This window comes from Rossellomorea sp. y25, assembly GCF_038049935.1.
Lineage (GTDB): Bacteria > Bacillota > Bacilli > Bacillales > Bacillaceae_B > Rossellomorea.
In genome coordinates this window covers 1,726,584-1,747,172 of sequence record NZ_CP145886.1, presented here as the reverse complement: position 1 = coordinate 1,747,172, position 20,589 = coordinate 1,726,584, and the positions used below count along the sequence as shown (strand labels likewise).

The 20,589-nt window shown below is 38.8% G+C and carries 18 protein-coding genes and 1 riboswitch; of the genes, 5 read left to right on the top strand and 13 right to left on the bottom strand.

Annotation, left to right across the window (positions count from 1 at the left end; all coding sequences use genetic code 11):
• The first annotated feature begins 4 nt into the window (after positions 1 to 4).
• Complete coding sequence (mtnA, locus tag AAEM60_RS08715; RefSeq protein ID WP_299740435.1) at positions 5 to 1,051, top strand: S-methyl-5-thioribose-1-phosphate isomerase; 1,047 nt, start codon at positions 5 to 7, stop codon at positions 1,049 to 1,051.
• Between the two features lie 50 nt (positions 1,052 to 1,101).
• Here the strand turns inward: mtnA and AAEM60_RS08710 are convergent, their stop codons facing one another.
• From AAEM60_RS08710 to AAEM60_RS08700, 3 genes are all read right to left on the bottom strand, one after another.
• Positions 1,102 to 1,698 (bottom strand): metalloregulator ArsR/SmtB family transcription factor, encoded by a 597-nt coding sequence (locus AAEM60_RS08710; RefSeq protein ID WP_341357826.1) that lies wholly within the window; start codon positions 1,696 to 1,698, stop codon positions 1,102 to 1,104.
• A 642-nt stretch (positions 1,699 to 2,340) separates the two neighbouring features.
• Positions 2,341 to 2,802 carry a methylated-DNA--[protein]-cysteine S-methyltransferase gene (locus tag AAEM60_RS08705; protein WP_299740431.1) on the bottom strand — a complete coding sequence of 154 codons (462 nt, stop codon included), beginning with the start codon at positions 2,800 to 2,802 and terminating at the stop codon, positions 2,341 to 2,343.
• Positions 2,803 to 2,816: 14 nt separating this feature from the next.
• The gene (locus tag AAEM60_RS08700; RefSeq protein WP_341357825.1) at positions 2,817 to 4,970 is read right to left on the bottom strand and encodes a PAS domain S-box protein; all 2,154 of its coding nucleotides are present in this window, start codon (positions 4,968 to 4,970) and stop codon (positions 2,817 to 2,819) included.
• A gap of 171 nt (positions 4,971 to 5,141) precedes the next feature.
• Between AAEM60_RS08700 and AAEM60_RS08695 the strand changes: the two genes are divergently transcribed.
• Together AAEM60_RS08695 and AAEM60_RS08690 are read left to right on the top strand one after the other, a co-directional pair.
• The gene (locus AAEM60_RS08695) at positions 5,142 to 6,167 is read left to right on the top strand and encodes an acyltransferase family protein (RefSeq protein ID WP_299740427.1); all 1,026 of its coding nucleotides are present in this window, start codon (positions 5,142 to 5,144) and stop codon (positions 6,165 to 6,167) included.
• A 337-nt stretch (positions 6,168 to 6,504) separates the two neighbouring features.
• Entirely contained in the window at positions 6,505 to 8,235 is a 1,731-nt protein-coding gene (locus AAEM60_RS08690) for a radical SAM protein (protein WP_299740425.1), read from the top strand.
• A 26-nt stretch (positions 8,236 to 8,261) separates the two neighbouring features.
• Here AAEM60_RS08690 and AAEM60_RS08685 read toward each other — a convergent pair whose 3' ends face one another.
• Both AAEM60_RS08685 and AAEM60_RS08680 read right to left on the bottom strand, forming a co-directional pair.
• A complete protein-coding gene (locus tag AAEM60_RS08685; RefSeq protein WP_258549568.1) occupies positions 8,262 to 8,387 on the bottom strand; it encodes a hypothetical protein in 126 nt (41 codons plus the stop codon).
• The gene (locus tag AAEM60_RS08680; protein ID WP_299740421.1) at positions 8,387 to 8,545 is read right to left on the bottom strand and encodes a hypothetical protein; all 159 of its coding nucleotides are present in this window, start codon (positions 8,543 to 8,545) and stop codon (positions 8,387 to 8,389) included. Before AAEM60_RS08680 ends, AAEM60_RS08685 begins: the two co-directional genes overlap by 1 nt.
• A 155-nt stretch (positions 8,546 to 8,700) precedes the next feature.
• Between AAEM60_RS08680 and AAEM60_RS08675 the strand changes: the two genes are divergently transcribed.
• On the top strand, positions 8,701 to 9,225 hold the full coding sequence (locus tag AAEM60_RS08675) for a hypothetical protein (RefSeq protein WP_299740419.1): 525 nt from the start codon (positions 8,701 to 8,703) through the stop codon (positions 9,223 to 9,225).
• 32 nt (positions 9,226 to 9,257) lie between these two features.
• Here AAEM60_RS08675 and AAEM60_RS08670 read toward each other — a convergent pair whose 3' ends face one another.
• Positions 9,258 to 10,610 (bottom strand): TrkH family potassium uptake protein, encoded by a 1,353-nt coding sequence (locus tag AAEM60_RS08670; RefSeq protein ID WP_299740417.1) that lies wholly within the window; start codon positions 10,608 to 10,610, stop codon positions 9,258 to 9,260.
• Between the two features lie 264 nt (positions 10,611 to 10,874).
• On the opposite strand from AAEM60_RS08670, the gene AAEM60_RS08665 reads away from it, so the two are divergent.
• Entirely contained in the window at positions 10,875 to 11,075 is a 201-nt protein-coding gene (locus AAEM60_RS08665) for an alpha/beta-type small acid-soluble spore protein (RefSeq protein WP_044337619.1), read from the top strand.
• A gap of 80 nt (positions 11,076 to 11,155) precedes the next feature.
• Here the strand turns inward: AAEM60_RS08665 and AAEM60_RS08660 are convergent, their stop codons facing one another.
• The 7 genes from AAEM60_RS08660 to AAEM60_RS08630 form a co-directional block, all read right to left on the bottom strand.
• Entirely contained in the window at positions 11,156 to 12,235 is a 1,080-nt protein-coding gene (locus AAEM60_RS08660; RefSeq protein WP_341357824.1) for an anti-sigma factor domain-containing protein, read from the bottom strand.
• Entirely contained in the window at positions 12,232 to 12,987 is a 756-nt protein-coding gene (gene sigI, locus AAEM60_RS08655; protein ID WP_299740413.1) for an RNA polymerase sigma factor SigI, read from the bottom strand. The genes AAEM60_RS08660 and sigI overlap by 4 nt, the downstream gene beginning before the upstream one ends.
• Positions 12,988 to 13,187: 200 nt before the next feature.
• Positions 13,188 to 14,360, bottom strand: coding sequence for a hypothetical protein (locus AAEM60_RS08650; RefSeq protein WP_299740411.1), 1,173 nt, complete (start codon positions 14,358 to 14,360; stop codon positions 13,188 to 13,190).
• Positions 14,361 to 14,567: 207 nt separating this feature from the next.
• The gene (locus tag AAEM60_RS08645) at positions 14,568 to 15,359 is read right to left on the bottom strand and encodes a TerC family protein (RefSeq protein ID WP_341357823.1); all 792 of its coding nucleotides are present in this window, start codon (positions 15,357 to 15,359) and stop codon (positions 14,568 to 14,570) included.
• Positions 15,360 to 15,458: 99 nt separating this feature from the next.
• A riboswitch (yybP-ykoY riboswitch) is annotated at positions 15,459 to 15,555 on the bottom strand.
• Positions 15,556 to 15,618: 63 nt separating this feature from the next.
• Positions 15,619 to 16,080 (bottom strand): hypothetical protein, encoded by a 462-nt coding sequence (locus AAEM60_RS08640; RefSeq protein ID WP_299740407.1) that lies wholly within the window; start codon positions 16,078 to 16,080, stop codon positions 15,619 to 15,621.
• A gap of 185 nt (positions 16,081 to 16,265) precedes the next feature.
• Positions 16,266 to 17,354, bottom strand: a complete 1,089-nt coding sequence (locus AAEM60_RS08635; RefSeq protein WP_299740405.1) for an SDR family oxidoreductase — start codon at positions 17,352 to 17,354, stop codon at positions 16,266 to 16,268.
• Between the two features lie 132 nt (positions 17,355 to 17,486).
• Positions 17,487 to 20,576: an efflux RND transporter permease subunit gene (locus tag AAEM60_RS08630; protein WP_341357822.1), complete on the bottom strand. Its 3,090-nt coding sequence runs from the start codon at positions 20,574 to 20,576 to the stop codon at positions 17,487 to 17,489.
• Between the last annotated feature and the right edge of the window lie 13 nt (positions 20,577 to 20,589).

Sequence of the window (20,589 nt, the reverse complement as noted above, 5' to 3'; positions counted from 1 at the left end):
TGACATGACACAAACACTTACAATTCCAACTTCACTAGAGTGGCATGAAGATTATTTACTGATTCTAAATCAACAAAAACTGCCTAACATAGTGGAATACAATAAACTCTCGACCATTGAAGATTATTATGATGCGATTATCACCCTAAAAGTGAGAGGGGCTCCTGCTATTGGCATCACGGCGGCTTACGGATTAGCCCAAGCAGCCTGTCAATATGAAGCGAATACCCTAGCAGAATTCATGGACCTCTTTCATCGGGACAAGAAATACCTCATTGAATCACGGCCTACTGCAGTCAACTTGGTTTGGGCTTTAAATCGCCTGGAAAAGGTATTAGAGCATATATCTTCGGTTAATGAAGCCAAAACCAATTTACTCCATGCTGCAATCCAACTTCATGCAGAAGACGAGGCAGTATGTCGTTTAATAGGAGAATATGGATTAAGTATATTGAAGGACAAACATAAGGTGATGACCATTTGTAACGCAGGTTCCATTGCAACGAGTAAATATGGGACGGCATTAGCCCCATTTCATTTAGGAAGAGAAAAAGGAAAAGCTTTTCAGGTTTACGCATGTGAAACGCGGCCCGTTCTGCAAGGGGCACGACTGACTGCTTGGGAATTACAACAATCCGGAGTTGACGTCACCCTCATCACCGATAGCATGGCGGCTCATACAATGAAAGAAAAAGGTATAGAAGCAGTCATCGTTGGTGCTGATCGCATCTCTGCCAATGGGGATACCGCAAATAAAATCGGAACGTCCATGCTTGCCATTCTGTGTAAACACTTCAATATTCCTTTTTATGTTTCTGCTCCATCCTCCACTTTCGATCTTTCAATCCGAAACGGTAATGAGATTCCGATTGAAGAAAGAACCCGGGAAGAGATCACAACAGTAGGTGGAACATTGATTGCACCAGAAAACGTTCCTGTTTATAATCCCGCCTTCGATGTTACTTCTCATGAGTTGATTACAGGCATTATAACGGAAAAAGGTGTTCTCTACCCTAGCTTTGAAGAAAGTATTCAACAAACCATCGGTTAAATCCAAAGGAAGAGCAGGAGATCCCTCCTGCTCTTCCTTTTACTTCCTTGCTATTTCTCATACAGTTTTGACGATGCCCACATCTCCCTCGGGTTCACTTCGTATATGCCATTTTCCCGATACATAAACTGATGAATAATAAATTCTCTTCTCAGGGTTGCAAAGTCCTCATGAAATTGTTGAATATATTCATTCAAATCTTTTTCCTTATATTTTTCTCCCACCTTTAATCCTTCCACCATATGTTCCAATATAAATAATTTCTTTTTTTGTTGAGAAGGAATATTTTTGATTCGTCCATTTTTCTCAAGGAAATTATTCTTTACCTTCTGTTTTTCTTTCAATAACTTCTCTGACATCACATTTTCCCCTTCCTCTTCCTGAGCAAACTGATGAAGAACATTTCCATGATGACTCAAAACCTTTTTATTCAAATAGTAGTAAACCGTGTTCTTCTCTCTTCGTGAATAAACAAGATTGCACTCTTTCAGTTTCGTTAGATGATGGGATATTGTCGGGGCAGTGAGTCCCAGTTTTCCCGCAATGGCTCCCACATGTAAGCTTTCAGATGCCAGTAAATAGACAATCTTGATTCGGGTAGCATCACCCATCGTTTTATGAAAAGCTACCTGTTTACTTAATTGCAAAAGGTCTCCTCCTCACTATTTAGATTACCATCTAATTAGATGATAATCTAAATAGGGTTGTAATTCAATCACTAATTATAAAAGGTTCTTTTCTTAAACTTTGTTGCTTTTGAAAAAGCGAGTAGTGGGTTGATTTCCGCTCCAGGTGCTCGCTTTCCGCGGGGCGTGAGTTGAGCCTCCTCGGGCTTTGCCCTGCGGGGTCTCAACTTTCCCGTTATTCCCGCAGGAGTCGAGCACCTTCCGCTCCAATCAACTTTCTAAGTGTGAGTTTCTTACTCTAGACTAATATAAATATCATAATTGTTTAGAATACAGCATTTTTCAAAATGTACAGTAGATTTTAGCTGGTATAGGACAAACTGTTTCATTCAATTGTTTATTAGCATAAATAAGCTGTGTCACGAAAACTCTTATACATGGTGAGGGCTGCGTAGACTCCATTTTGGTCGTTCCGAGACCCCGTTCGGCTAAGCTGAGGAGGCTCGGCCGAATGCTAGCTGCAAGTGGAGCAGTTCCCTCACCACCTAGTACACGCTAATTGACAGAGCCCTGAAGAGCTTATGTTAAAAAGCAACAATCTTTGAGAAAAGAGCGGTATAAAAAAACAGGCAACCTCCATTTGGAGGATGCCTGTTTTTCATTCTATTGTTCTAACAACAATAAGGTTTCTTTCTTATCCACCTGCTTACCGGCATAGCCTGTAAGTGTTTTATTCTTTCCAATGACCCGGTGACATGGGATGATGATGGGGAAACGATTGGCTTTATTCGCTTGTCCTACTGCCCTTACAGCTTTAGGTCTTTGAATCGCTTGGGCTACATCCTGATAAGACCAGGTTTCACCAAATGGAATCTGCTGCAGGATTTTCCATACTTCTTTCTGAAAAGCTGTTCCTTCTATCTTTAAAGGAAGATCAAATTCCCTTCTCTCTCCTTTAAAAAATTGTCTGATTTGTTCTTGTGCAATTTTTAATATCGGATGATCCGTATCAGAATCCGCTTTCCCCTCATCTTCTATAAACTGTACTGAAATAAGATAGCTCTGATCTGCTTGAAGCTCTAGTTTCCCAATTGGGCTCTCCATCACAATTGCATGAAATGACATTATACTGGACTCCTTTAAGATTTAGGTAGATAAATGTGGAAGATGGTTCCTTCTCCGACGATACTCTCAACCCGAACGCTTCCTTTATGCTCTTTAATAATTTTAAAGCTTACCATTAGGCCAAGTCCAGTCCCCCGTTCCTTCGTAGTATAGAACGGTTCGCCAAGCTTTTTAATTTTATCCTTTGAAATCCCGCCTCCCTGGTCTTTTATTCTAATATGAATCATTTCATCCTCTGTCTCTTGAATCTCGATGGAAATAACCCCACCGTCCGTCATTACTTCAATCGCATTCTTGATCACATTAATGAATACCTGCTTTAACTGATTTGGTTCTGCAATGATGGTAGAGAGATTCTTTTGGTAATTCTCCTCGTACTGCACATTGTGCATAACTGCCTGAGCACTTAATAGTTCAACCGTATCTTTCATGATCCTTATTAAATTCGTTTCTTGATATTGAATGGCCTGCGGCTTTGCTAATACTAAAAACTCAGTAATGATCGATTCAATTCTCTGAAATTCAGAGGTTATTACATTAAAGTACATTTCATGATCTTTACCTACACTATTTTCCAGCAGTTGAATAAAGCCTTTAAGGGCGGTCATCGGATTCCTGATTTCATGGGCAATCCCTGCAGCCAGCTCCCCAACTACACTCAATGTATCTGATTTCCTTAACTGCTCCTGCATTTCAATTTGTTCGGTAATGTCACGAATGATCGTTAGATTTAAATTAGAGAGCAAATTATACTTGGATGACAACTCAACGTATTGAACCTTATCTCTGTGGGAAGTTAACGTTTTTAAAAACGTTGCCTGTCCGTCTTCTTTTAATTGTTTTAAGTACTCATCATATGACTCGTCACCAGGTTCAATATTCAATATCTCGCGTACATCTCTACCGATTAAGTGATCTTTCTCGAGTGTAATGATTTTACTCACTTCAGGATTTGCATCTACAACAACATAATTGTGATTGGTAAGGAGCAGACCATCCAGTGACCCTTCGAAAATCTTCCGGAACCTCTCCTCACTCTCTCGTAATTCCTTCTCCATTTGATATCTTTCACTAACATTCCGAAAGATCGTCATGTTATAGCCATCAACGGAATGAAGCTTTGAAGTGAATTCCAAATGCTTCAACTGATTGTTAGGCATGAGAAACAATACTTCATCCCTTACAGCACCGCTCCTGTTTAACTGTTCCATGACTAAATCAAACTTTTGGCTTTCTAAAGGGTAAACAAAGTCCCTGATTCTCTTCGAAAGAAGTTCTGAAAGTGAGCATTCAAAGATCTTCATGGCAGAAGAATTGGCTTTTAATACCCTACCATCCTGATCCCATAGCACAATGGCATCAATCGCTTCTTCAAATAAACCTTTAAATAACTCTTCGTTTCGCTTTAATTGAATCTCCATCTGTCTCTTCTCGGTTACATCTCTAAGGATGGCCATATGAAGTTTATGATGCACAAAGGGACTTGTCGTAAATTCCACAATCGAAATGCTGTGTGCTTTTTTTATCGGAATTTCTCCACGTGCTTTTTTATTTTGAGAAATTAGCTCTTTTATCTTTTCAATCTTATAATGGGCATTTTTAGGGATAAAGGAGCTTATGTTCCTGTTTGTGATTTCTTCCTTGTCCAATCCCACTTGTGAACTGAACGCCTGATTCACGTCATTGATATTTCCTTCAATATCAAAGAGAACGATTCCTTCTGATGCATTCTGGAAAATATTCGATAACAAATGAACATTCATATGATCTTTTCGCTCTTTTTCCTTTAGTTCTGTTACATCCTTGAAGTAGAGATAAGCATTAGGAGAAATGGTCGATTTTTTGAGCAAGAGCTCAATATGAATGATTTTCTTATCGGTAATATTCATTAAGGTTTCATCTTCAAGGGTTTTCCCTGTTTCCATCACTTCCTTGTAATGAGCTACAATCGGTGCAGGAACAGAAGAGAAAAAGCCGCTGAACAGCTTCCCTACAATCGATTCACAAGTTGTCTCGAGCGTTTCACATGCTTCTCCATTGGCAAAGACAATTTTCAACTCTTTATTGATCACGAACATCGGCATGGGTGATGCTAAGCAAATTTCCCTATCGACGGGATGACATTCTTCCTTATTCAACTCTTTCTGCAATTTACTACTATTAGTCATTTCCTCATCCCCCTACTATTTTAAAAAGACGACTATTGGCTCAAATCATTATAGAGTTCGCATAGCTCACCATACTTTTGGTGATAATTAACAGTGAAATTCATGTTTTACTCATTGTATCCTAGGGTAAGAATGAATTAGGATAAATCTATTCTAAGAGATGGTGAAGATATGAAACAGCGTGACTATTACTTCGACAATGCCAAATTCATTTTGATCTTCCTGGTTGTATTTGGACATTTGATCCGGTCCTATATAGAAAGCGATCCATTTATCCTTTCTCTGTACAAAACGATTTACACCTTCCACATGCCAGCCTTTATTCTAGTGGCAGGGTTTTTCGCAAAAGGATTTTATAAAAAGGGATATATTCAAAAACTGGCCAAAAAATTAATTCTTCCTTACATTGTGTTTCAATTGATCTACACGGTGTATTATTATTTTCTTTATCAAAAATCAACATTTGAAGTCGATCCCCTTAATCCACACTGGTCATTATGGTTCCTCATCAGTTTATTCTGTTGGAACGCACTATTGTATGTTTTCATCAAGTGGTTTAAGTTCAAGCCCGGCATTGGATTGACAATCGCTTTTTCCATTGGGCTGCTTGTAGGTTTTGCTGATGTGATTTCAAACTATCTTAGCCTGTCCAGAACATTTGTTTTCTTTCCGATTTTCCTGATGGGCTATTATTTGGAGAAGGAGCACTTCGAATATTTTAAAACGAGTAAAGCACGTATAGTGGCAGGTACATTATTTATTCTCGTATTTTTGGGAATGTATTTCATCCCTGAATTCTCCGATAAATGGTTACTTGGCTCTAAGCCTTATGGAGACTTCGAAGGGAACAACGCCATTAGTTTAGCTGTCAGGGCGTTTGTTTACTTGCTGAACGTTGTGATGATCTTTAGCTTCTTTACCTTTGTCCCTACTAAGAGAAGGTTTTTCACAAAATGGGGCAAAAATACGCTATATGTATACTTGCTGCACGGCTTTCTTATCCGCTTATTCCGCGAAAGCCAGCTGAAGGATACAATTGATCCCACTACGAGTTTATTAATCTTGCTCGGTGTATCATTGGTTCTGACAATGATTTTCTCGACAAAGTTTTTCACAAGCATAACGCAACCGATAGTGGAGTTTAAATCAACCAAACTCCAGAAACTTCTTTCAAAAAGAGAAATGAAAACAAGATAAACCTCACTAGAAAGGGCTGACCCAATATCAGACACGGGTCAGTCCCTTTTCATGAGTATCTATTCTCTTAAGGTATATATTGATCATCTTCTACACATTTTTCAAAAAACTATTTATTTTATTATACTATTCGTAACTTTTCCTTAAATTCCTTCTAATACTTACAATAAATTTAAATACATTCTAGACAAACATTGAGCTTTCTCTCTTCCTTAGATAAAATGATAATCAGTACGGTTTGGATTAGATGTACGAACAACACGTATATGTTGGAAAATATGGTTTACAAGGGTTCACATGGTCCATCAAGTGAGCTTAGTATAAAAGGAGCTTATTTATGAAGAAAGTCGTTTTAAGTACGTTAAATGCAAAATATATTCACACCAATTTGGCCATTCGTTGCCTGAAGGCATTTGCAGAGCCTGAACATGAGATAGAATTGGCTGAATACACCATTAAGGATCCCACCCTTAACATCGCCACTGACTTATTCTCGAAAAAACCTGATATCATTGGATTCAGCTGTTACATTTGGAATATCGAAGAGACGATCAAAGTGATCAAAATCCTTCGCAAAATCCTGCCCGAAGTAACCATCGTCCTGGGAGGACCAGAAGTCACATATGATGTTCCCTACTGGCTGGATCGGCTGCAAGACGTTGACTTTATCGTTATCGGTGAAGGGGAAGAATCCTTTAAGCAGTTATTGGATGAACTGAATGGGGATAGGGACTTTTCAAAGGTCCATGGAGTGGCTTACTTAGCAGATGGTAAGCCGGTCATCAAGCCTCAGCAGAATAAAATAGATTTAAGAGAAGTACCCTCACCGTTCCGTTTTCAAGAAGACCTGCCTCAATTGGGTAAAAGGGTTACGTATATTGAGACAAGCAGAGGTTGTCCTTTCCGCTGTCAGTTCTGCCTTTCTTCGATTGAAGTAGGTGTACGCTACTTTGACAGAGAAAAGGTAAAAGATGATATCCGTTTCTTAATGAAAAATGGTGCGAAAACCATTAAATTTGTTGATCGTACATTCAACATTAGCCGAAGCTATGCCATGGAAATGTTTCAATTTCTAATTGACGAACATTTACCAGGTACTGTCTTTCAATTTGAAATCACCGCTGACATTATGAGACCGGAAGTAATTGAATTTCTGAACGAAAATGCCCCTGCAGGGTTATTCCGCTTTGAAATCGGAATTCAATCAACGAATGATGAAACGAATGATCTCGTAATGAGAAAACAAAATTACACGAAACTGACCAGAACCGTTACGATGGTGAAAGATGGAGGAAAGATTGATCAGCATCTGGATTTAATTGCAGGATTACCTGAAGAGGATTACAACTCTTTCCGTAAAACTTTTAATGATGTATTTGAATTGCGACCAGAGGAGCTACAATTAGGATTTCTGAAGATGCTTCGTGGTACAGGCTTAAGAATTCGTGCAAACGATCATCAGTACACGTATATGGACCATTCACCTTATGAAATCCTAGGCAACAATGTATTGACCTTTGATGATATCGTTAGAATTAAACAGGTTGAAGATGTATTAGAAAAGTATTGGAATGATCATCGTATGGATCGTACGATTGAATATTTAGTGACAGAATGCTTTGAAACTCCCTTTGATTTCTTCCAACAATTCGGCTCCTACTGGGAAAACCGTGGTTGGTCAAGAATCGGACATCAACTGGAAGATTTGTTTAAAAGGCTGCAAGAGTTTTTATCTACAGAGACCAGCTATAACATTTCGATGATTGAAGGTCTAATGAAACTGGATTATTTAGAGAATCAGAAGTATAAACCACGTAAACCTTGGTGGACTCATGAACTTACGAAAGCAGATCGATCTGCTATTTATCAATCCTTGCTGGCACAACCATCTATCGCAGGAGAATCTTTCGCTCTCCTAAACTTAAATGAAAAGGAATTGTATAAGCATACACTCCTGGAAACCATTCAATCCCAGGATGGACTAGATCAGTATGTATTAGCTTACTTTGAACCAGCAACCGGTCAATCTACCGTATTTGAGATTGATCGACAATCTGTTTCCCCATAAACAAGAAAAAATGTTAAGCGAATCGCTTAACATTTTTTCTTGTTTTCTTTTGCTTTTGGCTGTTTTTGAGTTACTTCCAGGATCTTGGCTGCATTAACATCTCCAAATTCCTGACCAAATTCTTCGCGAAAAGATTGTTTTTTGTCCTTCATCAGCTTCTACCCTTCATCCCTTTAGAAGAGTTTCTATTCTTCCCCTTAGCTGTATCTTCTCCTTGAGAAAATTCAGCTGAGAATTCTGACTCTTGTTTATTCTTTAATGGCGTTTGGTTGTTTTTTTCAGCAGCATTATACTGTGCTTTTCGTTTCATGTAACTCATCTCCTTTGTTACCCTTACTTTCTCCATTCGTTTCTCTTTCCATTCCCAAAGAGTCCGCGTAAGGTATTCCAATACTAGAAGAAAAAGTCTGAATAAATGAAGCATTTAACCAAAAACTAAGCAAAAATGCTAAATGAGGATATACGATGATACTTGTCTTCTTACTTTGTTATGCACTACTTGGATGGAAATTCGGAAATTGGAAAGATTTTTACAGCTATTATCCAACTTTACTGTTTTTTATTATCGGGGATTTACTATCCCAATTCCTTTTGTATGACTATTCCATGTGGAAATTTCAAACGGTTACAGTATTAGGAGACCACATCAACCTGAATCATACGATCATATCTCTTTGTAAAATGGCTGTTCAATACACCGCCACCATTGCCATCTTTATCGGGAAACTGCCTTCGTCTTTCCGTGGAAAAGTCGCCTGGATTATGTTGTGGACGGGAATTTACGGAATGACAGAAGGCCTTTCTCATATCTTTGGAATGATGACCTATCATAATGGCTGGCATTTTGGCTGGGATATTCTATTTAATATCATGATGTTCACCGTACTCATCATCCATCATAAAAATCCAATTAAAGGATGGATAGTATCCCTTCCCATCATTCTCATCCTTTGGATTTATTTCGATGTTCCCTATTCTGTACTCAAATAAAAAACGATGCTGATTTGGCATCGTTTTTTAATCTATCCAATGATAACTCTTTCCTTGGGATAATGATATTTAGTTGTTTTCTCTTTTCCTCCTATCATAAACAGGAAGGATAGAATGCCGACTCGACCGATAAACATGAGGGCTATAATCACACACTTTCCAATTGATGAAAGGTCAGAGGTGATCCCCAATGATAAACCCGTTGTTCCAAAGGCAGAAGCAACTTCGAAGATTATTTCAATAAGACTGTGATCTTCTGTAATTGTTAAAATAACGACTGATACAAAACATATAAGGACGGCTACCATCGTAACGACCAGCGATTTAATGATGTCCTGTTCGTGTACTTCTCTTCTAAAGATTTTAATCGTTTTATTGCCTCTGGCGAAGTGGAATAAGAACAAAATATTCAGGGCAAAGGTTGTTGTCCTAATTCCCCCACCCACTGAGCTTGGAGATGCCCCAATGAACATTAACGCACTCAAAACAAGTAATGTAGGAGTTGAAAACTCTGCTACATTCATGGTAGCAAGACCGCCACTCCTCGTCGATGAAGATTGAAATAGGGAGTAAAAGAATGATTCATGCCAAGACATACCTGAAAAAAATCGATCATATTCAAACAACCATATAACCAACGTACCGAAAATTAATAATATACCAAATGTAATGGTCGTAATTTTAGTGAATAATGAGAAATGATGTTTGCTTCTCTTCTTGTTCATTAAATAGTCTTTTGTCTCGATTAATACTGGAAATCCAATTGCCCCTAATGTGAGTAAGATGATTGTAATAAATTGGACAAAATAGTCATCTTTAAAAGGGATGAGTGATTGACCGGTTATATCAAAACCAGCGTTAGTCGTAGCACTCACTGAGGCAAAAAGTCCGTGGATGAATGCTTCCTGAAAGCTTTGATAGTAACTCAGGAAATAAACCCCTAAAATAAACGCACCCACTAATTCAATAACAATGATAAGCAATAATATTTGCTTTAATAGATGAACAAGGCCGGATAGATTGGTTTGATTTTGATCCGTCATAATCAATCGACGTTCTTTCAGCCCTATTTTCTTACCAACCAAAAGCCAGAAAAAAGTTCCAAGAGTCATGATCCCAATTCCACCGAATTGTAAGACAAATACCAATAAGAAAATCCCTGTTGTATTGAACGTATCGGCGGTACTTACAACCGTCAAGCCCGTCACACTCACCGCACTGACGGAAGTGAAAATAGCATCAATAAAACTCCACTCTGCGCCGGGTTTATGGGCGAATGGTAAGCTCAATAGAATCGTTGCCACAGTAACGGCAATTAGATAAAAGGTTACAATGACTTGAGCAGGAGTTAATTTATTCAAATTTAATCTTAATTTATACCACATATATGTATTTCCCTTTCAAGGTTATTTCCTTTTCTATCTTAATGAATATGAACGAAGAATGAAAGGAAAAATGGATAATTTCCTATATGTTTATTCTTTCTATAACGACAGCGGCTTAACCATCAAGAAACAGTTACTCATTTTGCACCATACAAACTATACAATTTCGGCGAAATATTACCAGTCATGTTCAAAGAATTAAGACAAATAATAGTACTACAGAAACATCATTGTTTCAAGTCTACTAATAAGGAGGAAACAACAATGGCTAGAAGCAGCAATAAATTACTAGTTCCAGGTGTTGAACAATACCTTGATCAAGTGAAATATGAAATTGCTCAAGAATTTGGTGTAACACTTGGATCAGATACAGTAGCTCGCTCTAACGGATCCGTTGGAGGAGAAATTACAAAACGTCTGGTTAAACAAGCTCAATCACAACTATCTGGACAACAAACTAAATAATAATGGCATGGGGTAGCCGGTTTCCACCAGCTACCCCTTATAAATGAGAACGACCCATTTCATAAATGGGCCGCTGTTTATTAGTCATTATCTTTTTTATTCTGTTTTCTATCTTGGTGTTCATTTTTCTTTTCTTGGTTATCCTTTTCGCGATCTCCACGGTCTTCATTGCCTCTGGATTGATCTATATCACCTTGATTAGAAGAACCATTGTGTTTCCCATTGGACTCATTCCAATTGTGATGGTCAGAGGAATTGCCTTTGCCTTGAGATTGTGCAGGTTTTTCTTGAGGCTTATTTTCATTTGGAAGAGGTTTATCATTTTTTGGATGGTTTTCAGATTTCACAGGTTTCTGCTTCTTCTCTTCAGATGGTAATTCCACCTTTTGATTCTCAACCTTTGAATTCTCCTCTTTCTTCATTCCCTCTTTGAGAACATCTTGGTCATAACTCTCTTCTTCAGGATTTCCTGCTGGTTCCGGTGTTTCAGCTTTTTCACTTTCACGTAATAAAGACCCTGCAGTCATTCCTTTATCAGATGCTTCTTCTCTCATTTCCTGCGATGTTTCTTTCACCGTAATGTTCATGTTGTGGTCTGTGCTATATTCTAGAACAAGCTTGTTTATCTCAGCAACCAAATCATCTTCACGCTGCTCATTTGAATCCTCACTAAATGAAGAGGTGATGAGAACATTTTGATTCTCTTTTAAATATCCCATTTCTTCACATAACAGGAAGATTTCCTTTGTCACTTCACTTACATCCATATCTTCCCAGTCACCCAACTCTTTTAGAAGCACTTTGGCATCTTGATTGTAAGGGATAATCTTTATCACCTGTTGTTTTTTATTCAGGGTCAATTCCATACTTGGGTTGATATCGACAGACACATAAGCATATGCCTGGTTACTCTGTAAGAAAGCACTTGAAAACAGGGTGAGGATGACGATTATAGCAGTTAATAATGCAGTCGATACTTTCCAATTCCATTTAAAAGTTGGTTTGATCTTAACAGGCTCATGATGCAAAGGAAAGAAAGGAATTTCTTCTCCAATTGTATAATGTTGATTGGGCTGTCTTCTTCCCGTCAGAAATTCCCCTTCTGACGTCATCATAACGAGGATATCACGTTTGATTTCCATAATGATCCCTTTTTTCATATCTCTAACCGCCCTTTTAAGTAATCCCGTAAGTACACATAATCTCCAATAAGAATAAGAGTAATGGCAATAATATATTTTCTATTTCTCTCAATTGTTTTTCTACTAACGTTTACCTGCTTCTCTAATTTTTTTATGGGTAACCGTTTCTTTTCAAGGAGGTAATCCAGTAATTCTTTGGAATTCACTACCGTTTTAGCAATGTCAATGGCATTCAGTCTGGCGTCTTCATGCTTAGGTGACTGTTCGACTAGCTCATGAAAGGATAATTTGTAGTGAGAAAGATGTTCTTGGAAAGAGATAATCTCTTCCTGCCTCTTCTTTCCTTCTTGTTGCTTCCCATATTCTTCAACAGAGACAATTTGCTCGATTGTTAAATTCGGGTTCTCTTCATCATCCTCCACCAGACTCATGTCGATGCTCACATCTTGAAACTTCCCGTTTTTTCTGATATAATCAATCACTTTCCGTTTGATGATTACTTCAGAAAAACTAATGATGGAAGACCCTCGCTGATGATTATATTTTAAGATAGCGTCATGAAAGGCAATAAGACCGATGCTAAATTCATCATCACTTTCATAGATATATCGTTTGCAGACTGAAGATACCGTTTTTTTTATAAATGGCTTATAGTCTTCCAAGACTATGTTCAGTAATTGTTCATCACCATTTTGTATTCGTATCGCCATGTCTTCAAGCGTTTGTTTCTTCTTTTGTTTGGCTAGTAAAAATAGTAATACATTTAGCATCAGTCTCACTCCATCCTGCACACTATTATACTCATATGATGTTGATTTTAAAAGGATAATAGAGAGGAAGGGGTACTGCTTAAGTAATCTTTACAGATGCACTCGACTCAGCAAATGTGAAATCACTTTAAGTCCAGTATCCCCTTCGTGACTGACGGGTCATTAGAATACCAGCCTATCCTGAAGCTATTGCTCTTTACTTAGTCTTTATTGTGACCCTTGCCGTTTTCTTTACCGTTTTCACTGTTCTGACCGTGTTGTTCCTGCTGTTTTACAGCTGGCTGTTGTTGTTTCTTTTCTTCTTTAACATCATGACGAGCTTGTTTCTCCTCGTTTTTCACTTGTTTCCGCACTTCTTTTGCTTCTTTTTTCTCTTGCTTTTTTTGTTGCTTTAATACTTTTTCCGCTTCTTTTTCCACGTGCTGAACTTTTACTGGTGCGGTTTTTTCTGTTTCTTCTTTCACAGTTGGACTTGTCTCAGTTTTATTTCCATCTGTATTTTCATCAGACGATGTTTCGGTTGATTCTTCAACCCGAGTTACAGAGTCTTCCTTCATCGATTCATCGGATTCTGTTTCTTCTTTAGCATTTGCTTTTTTCGTCCATTTTTCTTCCAGCTTTGCAAGCTTTTCGGCTAATTTCTTATAGCTTTTTTCAATGTTATTATGAAGAGCTTCTTTCGCTTTAGGGTTCTTCACTTTTTCCATATTCGCTTTAAGTGAAATGATATTTTGTGACATTAATTCTTCCATTTCAGTCATTTCATCCGATTTTTCTTCGGAATCTGCTTCTTCTGGGGTGCCTTCTTCATTACTTTCTTTGGTTTGTTCAGTTTCACTGTTTTTCTCTTCAGTATTCGATTCTTCTGCTGTTTCGCCCTCTAACTCTCCCATTGAATCATCGTTAGAAGCTTCTTCATTCTCACTGTGTGGTAATTCATCTGAAGAGCGTTGAATCATTTCAATGGCATGGTTGATTGCTTCGATAGCTTCTTCTTCTTTTCCTTCTTCAAATAAAGTTTCTACTTCAGCAAGTCTTTCTGCTGCATACTCTGCAAGTAATTTCGCTTCTTTCGCATCATCCATCGTAAAGGCAAGCTTCACTTTCTCTAGAGCAAGCTTAGCAAAATAGAAGAAATCACCAGGAAGTAATGATGGGGTTTCTGTCTCTTCTAGTTTTTCAATTTCTGTTTTAGCAGAATCAATCATGGCTTCATCATTCACTGTAACTCCTGTACTACCCTTTTGCTCAATCGTAACCGTGTCAAACGTTTTTTCATCGTTATTCGCATAAGCCAATGAACCTGAAAAGCTAATAGACCCTGCTACTAATACAGCTAAAGATGATTTCATTAATTTGGAATGTTTTGTCATATGTACACCTCGGAAGTTGAATTTTTATTAGTCGATCGATCGCCTTACTAAAGGAGTTACGTTATGAGAATTTTTTTTGAGGGGGTTTATACAAATAAAAATTGAAAGTTCTTAAAAAGGACGTAATGATAAGGGGATGGTAGACATATGAATCCTCATGTAAAAAAGCTAACGTGAATATTTCTCACGTTAGCTTTCCATTTTTCTTTATTCCGCTTTGGCTTCTTTCTTGGCTTCTGCGTGTGCTTCTTCCTGCTTTGCTTTCTTTCGTGATAATAAATATCCTCCAACTGATAAGAGGATTAAAACGGTCCAGAAGACGAGCTTCCATGGTTTTGATTCAGGGAAATGATGATCCAGGATCGCAACATCAGGATGAGCAAGTGTAAATACAGCAAGCTTTACACCAACCCAACCGACGATTAAAAACGCTGCTGATTCTAAAGTAGGGTATTTCTCCAATAATTTAACAAACCAAGTTGCAGCAAATCGCATAATCACCAAGCCGATTATTCCTCCAAGGAACATGACGATAAACTGACCACCATCGATTCCACCTACATCAAACCATCCTGTTGGCTGCAATGTTACAGCTAGAGCAACGGCAGCTAACATGGAGTCAACTGCAAAGGCGATGTCTGCAAGTTCCACTTTCAATACGGTAGTCCAGAAACCTGAGCCCTTGTTTGACTCAGACTCTACAATTCCAGTGTCTTTCCTCTTTTTAACGAAATGGTGAATCGATACATAGAATAAATAGATTGCCCCGATGGCTTGAACTTGCCAAACATTCACTAAGAACGAGATGAGAAATAGTGCAGCAAATCTAAATACAAATGCTCCTAACAGACCATAAAAGAGTGCTTTCTTTCTTTGTTCTACAGGCAGATGTTTAACCATGACTGCCATAACAACTGCATTATCAGCAGCTAGAATTCCTTCAAGACCAACAAGGATGAGCAATACCCATCCATATTCCAGTAACATTGAAGCATCCATAAATGTAAGTCCCTCCTATTTACACAGTTAGTTTTCCAATAGGCAAGGATTTTTATAAAATAAAAAGACCCTTGCCTAAATAAGGCAAAGGTCTTGCTGAGCATAATCATTATGCCAACAAAGCCGATGGAATAATCCATGAACTGACGACTTTGTTTAGGTATGACACCTATAGCTACTCCCCTTTGACAGGTAGAAAACGTTTAAGTTGTATACCCATATCTTACCTCATGAATGAGGTTTCGTAAAGAGATAAAACTTAATGGATCCGGATGAGGATTGATCGAATAATTAGACCAAGTACCACTCCGGGGATCACAAACAACATCGGCAAAAAGATTGGCCCGACAAATTTACCGAATAAATATACCTTGGGAGAGTACATCAAGCCAACGGTCACCATATAAGCAGACATGACAAAAGGTAAGAATATATACGGTTCTTCCTTGGTTTGAGCAAGTTTATAAGCATCCCACATGGCAAACATATAGAGACATGGATAAAACATCAGCCATTGATAATCAATCACAGAAGCTGATTTATGGGTTTCACCTAAAAAGCTATACATAATTCCTTGATTGAAGTTACTTTGGACATTGATGATAATTTCAAGAAGTACAAATAACGTTCCCTTAAACCACAGTCCAACCAGTAATTGTGGAAAACCTGGGAGTGCAATACTCCATAGAACTCCCTCTAATTTTGTAATAGAAGTTTTCATGGGCATCCCAGCAATTGGCGATGAAGTGTATGAACGATAGGATATATGTACTGGGTCGGATTTTGCGTAAGGGAAAATGACATCTCGAGAATCCTCCTATTGATGCTTTCCCATTATTTTTACCATTTTCCTCCCAATTATTACGACGTTTAACACTCAATCCGACAATCATTGTGAAAACATCCTTAATTAATCTTCACATGGAATTTTTCGTTAGAGGAATGTTCTAGATAAAATTCAACCATTTTTCCAATTTGGCTTGACAGGGATGGGCATTGAATGTCAGATCCCTTCAGGTCTTCTTGAGCTTGGTGACAATGAAACCTTCCTTCAAGTGTAAAATAATCAAGCGCTTCGCGTTCAACCTTCAAATATTTTCGAATAAATCGAAAACCCAATGCCCAATTGGAAAGGAACAAGGGAACCTTTCCCCGCGGATGTTTATTGTACATATGCCATAAAATCTGTTCGTACACTTCCCTTACCGTTACTGGTTGTGGATCGGTAAGATGATAGGTTTTTCCTGTTCCGATCCCTTCATGGCCGAGGTGTATAGAAGCTCGAACGACATATTCGACGGGAACGATATTTATGAGGGAATTACCTTCTCCAAGAAATGGTATCCAAGGTAAAAAGGATAATCGCTTAAACATATTCATAATAAAATACGGTCCATCAAACTTAACCGTCTCACCCGTCTCTGAATTTCCTTTTACGATACCGGGACGGATGATCGTAATCGGCATGATGCCCTTCAGTTCATCAACTAATACCTCAGCTTCATACTTTGTCCGTTCATAGAAGTTATTAAAGCTAGTTGGATACTCCAACTCATACTCATAAATCTCTCCTTTACGTGTTCCCGCCACAAAGGCAGTAGAGAAATAAACATATCTCTTTAATCGGTGAAGAGTTTTACAGAAAGAATTAACGTTTCGTGTGCCCTCTACGTTTACTTTATGAGCAAGACCTTGAGGTACTGCGAGATCATAGATGGCAGCTAAATGCCAGACATACTCCACTTTTTCGCGTATTTCGCCAATTCTAACTTCCGTCATTCCAAGGTTGGGTTGTGTAATGTCTCCTTCTACTAAAATGAGGTCAGCTTTTGTATTCACTGTCAGCTTACCTACTATTTCCTCTGCTTCTGCAGCCATGGTACCTAAATGGAGTAAGTAGATTGCTGAAGCCTTGTCTTGAATAATTAATTCTTCCACAATGTTAAGACTTAAAAAACCTGGAAAACCAGTGATTAAATATATCCCTTTCTTCATACCGCTTCCCCCCCCCCGCCTAGGATTCCTTTCAAAAATGGGTATTAAAAAAAGCTAACCTACAAGCTAAGGTACCCGTTTGATACAAAGAGGTGACTACTTAGCTGTAAGGTTAGCTCCGTTCGATATTGGCTATTCTCTATTACCGTATGCTTGGCGATTTCTCTTCATTCTTCTCGTTTCTTTATCAAAGAAACTGTACACAATCGGAATGACATAAATCGTTAACAGTGTACTGCTTATCAAACCACCGATTACGGCTATACCCATCGGCTGATTGATTTCTGTACCTTCCCCGAGTCCCAGAGCCAGAGGTAATAGGCCAAGTATAGTAGTCAAAGCTGTCATTAAGATCGGTCTTGCCCGGTCTTGAACCGCTTCAACAATGCTATCAAAGCTATTGATTCCTGCTTCTTTACGCTGGTTAATGTAATCGACAATCACAATCGCATTGTTTACAACAATACCTGCCAGGACAATGACGCCAATGATCGCAGAAATGCTTATCGGTGTTTGAGTGACTGCCAGCGCTATCGCGACACCAATGACCATGAGTGGGACAGTAAACATGATGACAAATGGATATTTAAAAGATTCAAACTGTGCTGCCATCACCATATATACAAGAACAATGGCCAGTCCAAGTGCCAGTGCCATATCGTCAATGGAATCTTCCAGTAACTCTCTGTCGCCACTGAATGAGACTAATGTCTCATTAGGGAGATCCAATGATTCTATCTTTTCATCCACAGCTTTCGAGATTGCTCCGAGATTGGTGGAAGATGAATACTTCAAGTTGAATTGAACTGCGTGCTGCTGATCGATTCTTTGTATACTGACAGGACCATCTTCTATGGAAAAATCAACGACGGAATTCAATTGAATGTACTTTCCTTGTCCATTAGGGATTAGAAGTTTTTTTAGTGAGTCCAAATTCTCAGTAATATTACGGTCATATTGTACGAACACATTTATGACATCAGACGTCTCTGTAACCATTTGGGTCGTCAATACACCCCGTGTTACATCCTGCACAAGCGTACCTATCTGAGCTGGTGCCAGCCCCTGTTCGAGAGCTTTGTCACGATTCACTTTCATTTGGATTTCTTTCACCGTTTCCATCTGATCGGTAGTCACTTCTGATACGTCATTCATATCCTTAAGAGAATTGAATAGTTTATCCACAGATTGATTCAACCTATTCGGGTCTGTATCTCTTAAATTGAATGTCAGGGTTTGAGGACTCGAACCTGATGTTGACTGAAGGTTAAAGGAAATTTCAGCAGAATCATTCACCTTTTTCGCAACTTTCTCGACCTCAGGTTTTACGTCATCTGCAAAAGTGAATATTGATCTCTCCCGATCCTCCAAAGGTTTCATCTTAACATAAACCTCGGCAATGTTCCCTTTCGAACTTCCTCTAAAGGACTCTTCCTGAGTTGTACCGACCAGGCTTACAAAAACATCAACTTCCTTTTCCTTTTCCAGCCTCTCTTCGATTGCATTCACGACTTTGTTCGTTTCTTCTACGGATGCTCCATTTTCTAATTCGACCCTCATGTTGAAAAATCCTTCATCCGTCGGAGGTAAAAACTGTGTCCCTACTGTTGTTAAACCGAGACCACCTGCAACTAAAGTAAGAGCAGTAATAAATAGGACGATGAATCGATGACGAAGGGCCCACTTGACAGAGCGGGTAAATGTTTTCCTGCCTTTTGAACGCCTGCGCTTCGCTTCGATATTTCCTTTAGGCTTCTTCAACAATCTGCTTGCTAACATCGGGATGACCGTTAAAGCTACAACGAGAGATGCTAATAAGCTAAAGGAAATGGTCAGGGCAAATTCGGTAAATAACTCACCAAGCAACCCTGAAATAAAAACAACTGGTAAAAACACTGCAACCGTTGTTAAAGTAGATGCCGTAATGGCTCCACCCACTTCTTTGGAGCCGATACTCGCAGCTTCTCTCGGTGTTTTTCCAAGTGAAAGATGCCGATAAATATTTTCAATTACAACAATGGCATTATCCACAAGCATTCCGATTCCAAGGGCAAGTGCTCCAAGAGTCATGATATTTAAGGTGAAATCAGCAAAGAACATTAAGACGAATGTAACGATGACAGAGTATGGAATCGCCACACCGATAATTAACGGACTCTTTACATTCTTCAGGAATAGAAATAGAACAAGCATGGCAAAAGCTCCACCAATTATCAGGGAGTTTGCAATATTCCCAATGGCTTGCGTAATATAGTCCCCTTGATCAAAGAGAATATCAGCTTTGATTGATTTGTATTGATCCTGTTGGAGTAAACGGTCAAGTTCCTCTTGAAATGCTTTGGAGACAGAAGCCGTGTTTGCGTCGGATTGCTGTAACACACTAAAAAGGATGGCTGATTCTTGATTAGCACGGGTGATCGTATTTGTATCCTCCTGCTTCTTCTCAACGTTCGCGACTTCTCCAAGAGTAATTTTCTTTCCAGTTTGAGGATTTACTTGAAGAACTAATTTTTTTAATTCATCGACGGACTGTAATTCACTCATAACGCGAGTGGTTAAGGTTTGGCCATCGGTTTCGATGGTATCTCCCGGTGAGGTTACATTATTTGCTCTAATGGTGTTTATAACGTCAGATTGACTCAGACGATTTTCTTTCAGCGTTTGCTGATTCAATTCAATGACCACTTCATCCTTGAGTGAACCAGAAACGTTTACATTTGCCACTCCCTCAACACGGGTTAATTCCAATTTCAAGTTTTCGGATAAAGTTTTTAAATTACTTTCCTTTCCTTCTTCACGCAACGAAAATTGAATGATCGGAAACTGGGCAGGATCGAATTTAAGAAACCTTGGGTTATCCGCACCATCCGGGAGTGGAGTCTGACCCATTCTTTGAAGCACATCGTTCTCAATGTCATCAATGGAGGTTGCCCATGAAAATTCAAGGAGAATAAAGTTTGAGCCTTCCCTTGAAGTAGATTGGATGTTTTTCATCCCTGGTAAAGTGGACAAGCTTTCTTCCAGTGGCTTTGTCACCTTCTCCACCACTTCTTCAGGACTCGCACCAGGATAATTGGTGACGACGACCCCCACAGGAGGATTTAAATCTGGAATGAGCTTTAACGGGATTCTCGAGAGGGAAACCCCTCCAAGAATAAGGATGAGTAGCATGGTGACAATGGTGAATACAGGGCGGCGTATGGAAAAATCACTAATTTTCAAACGGGCGCTCCCC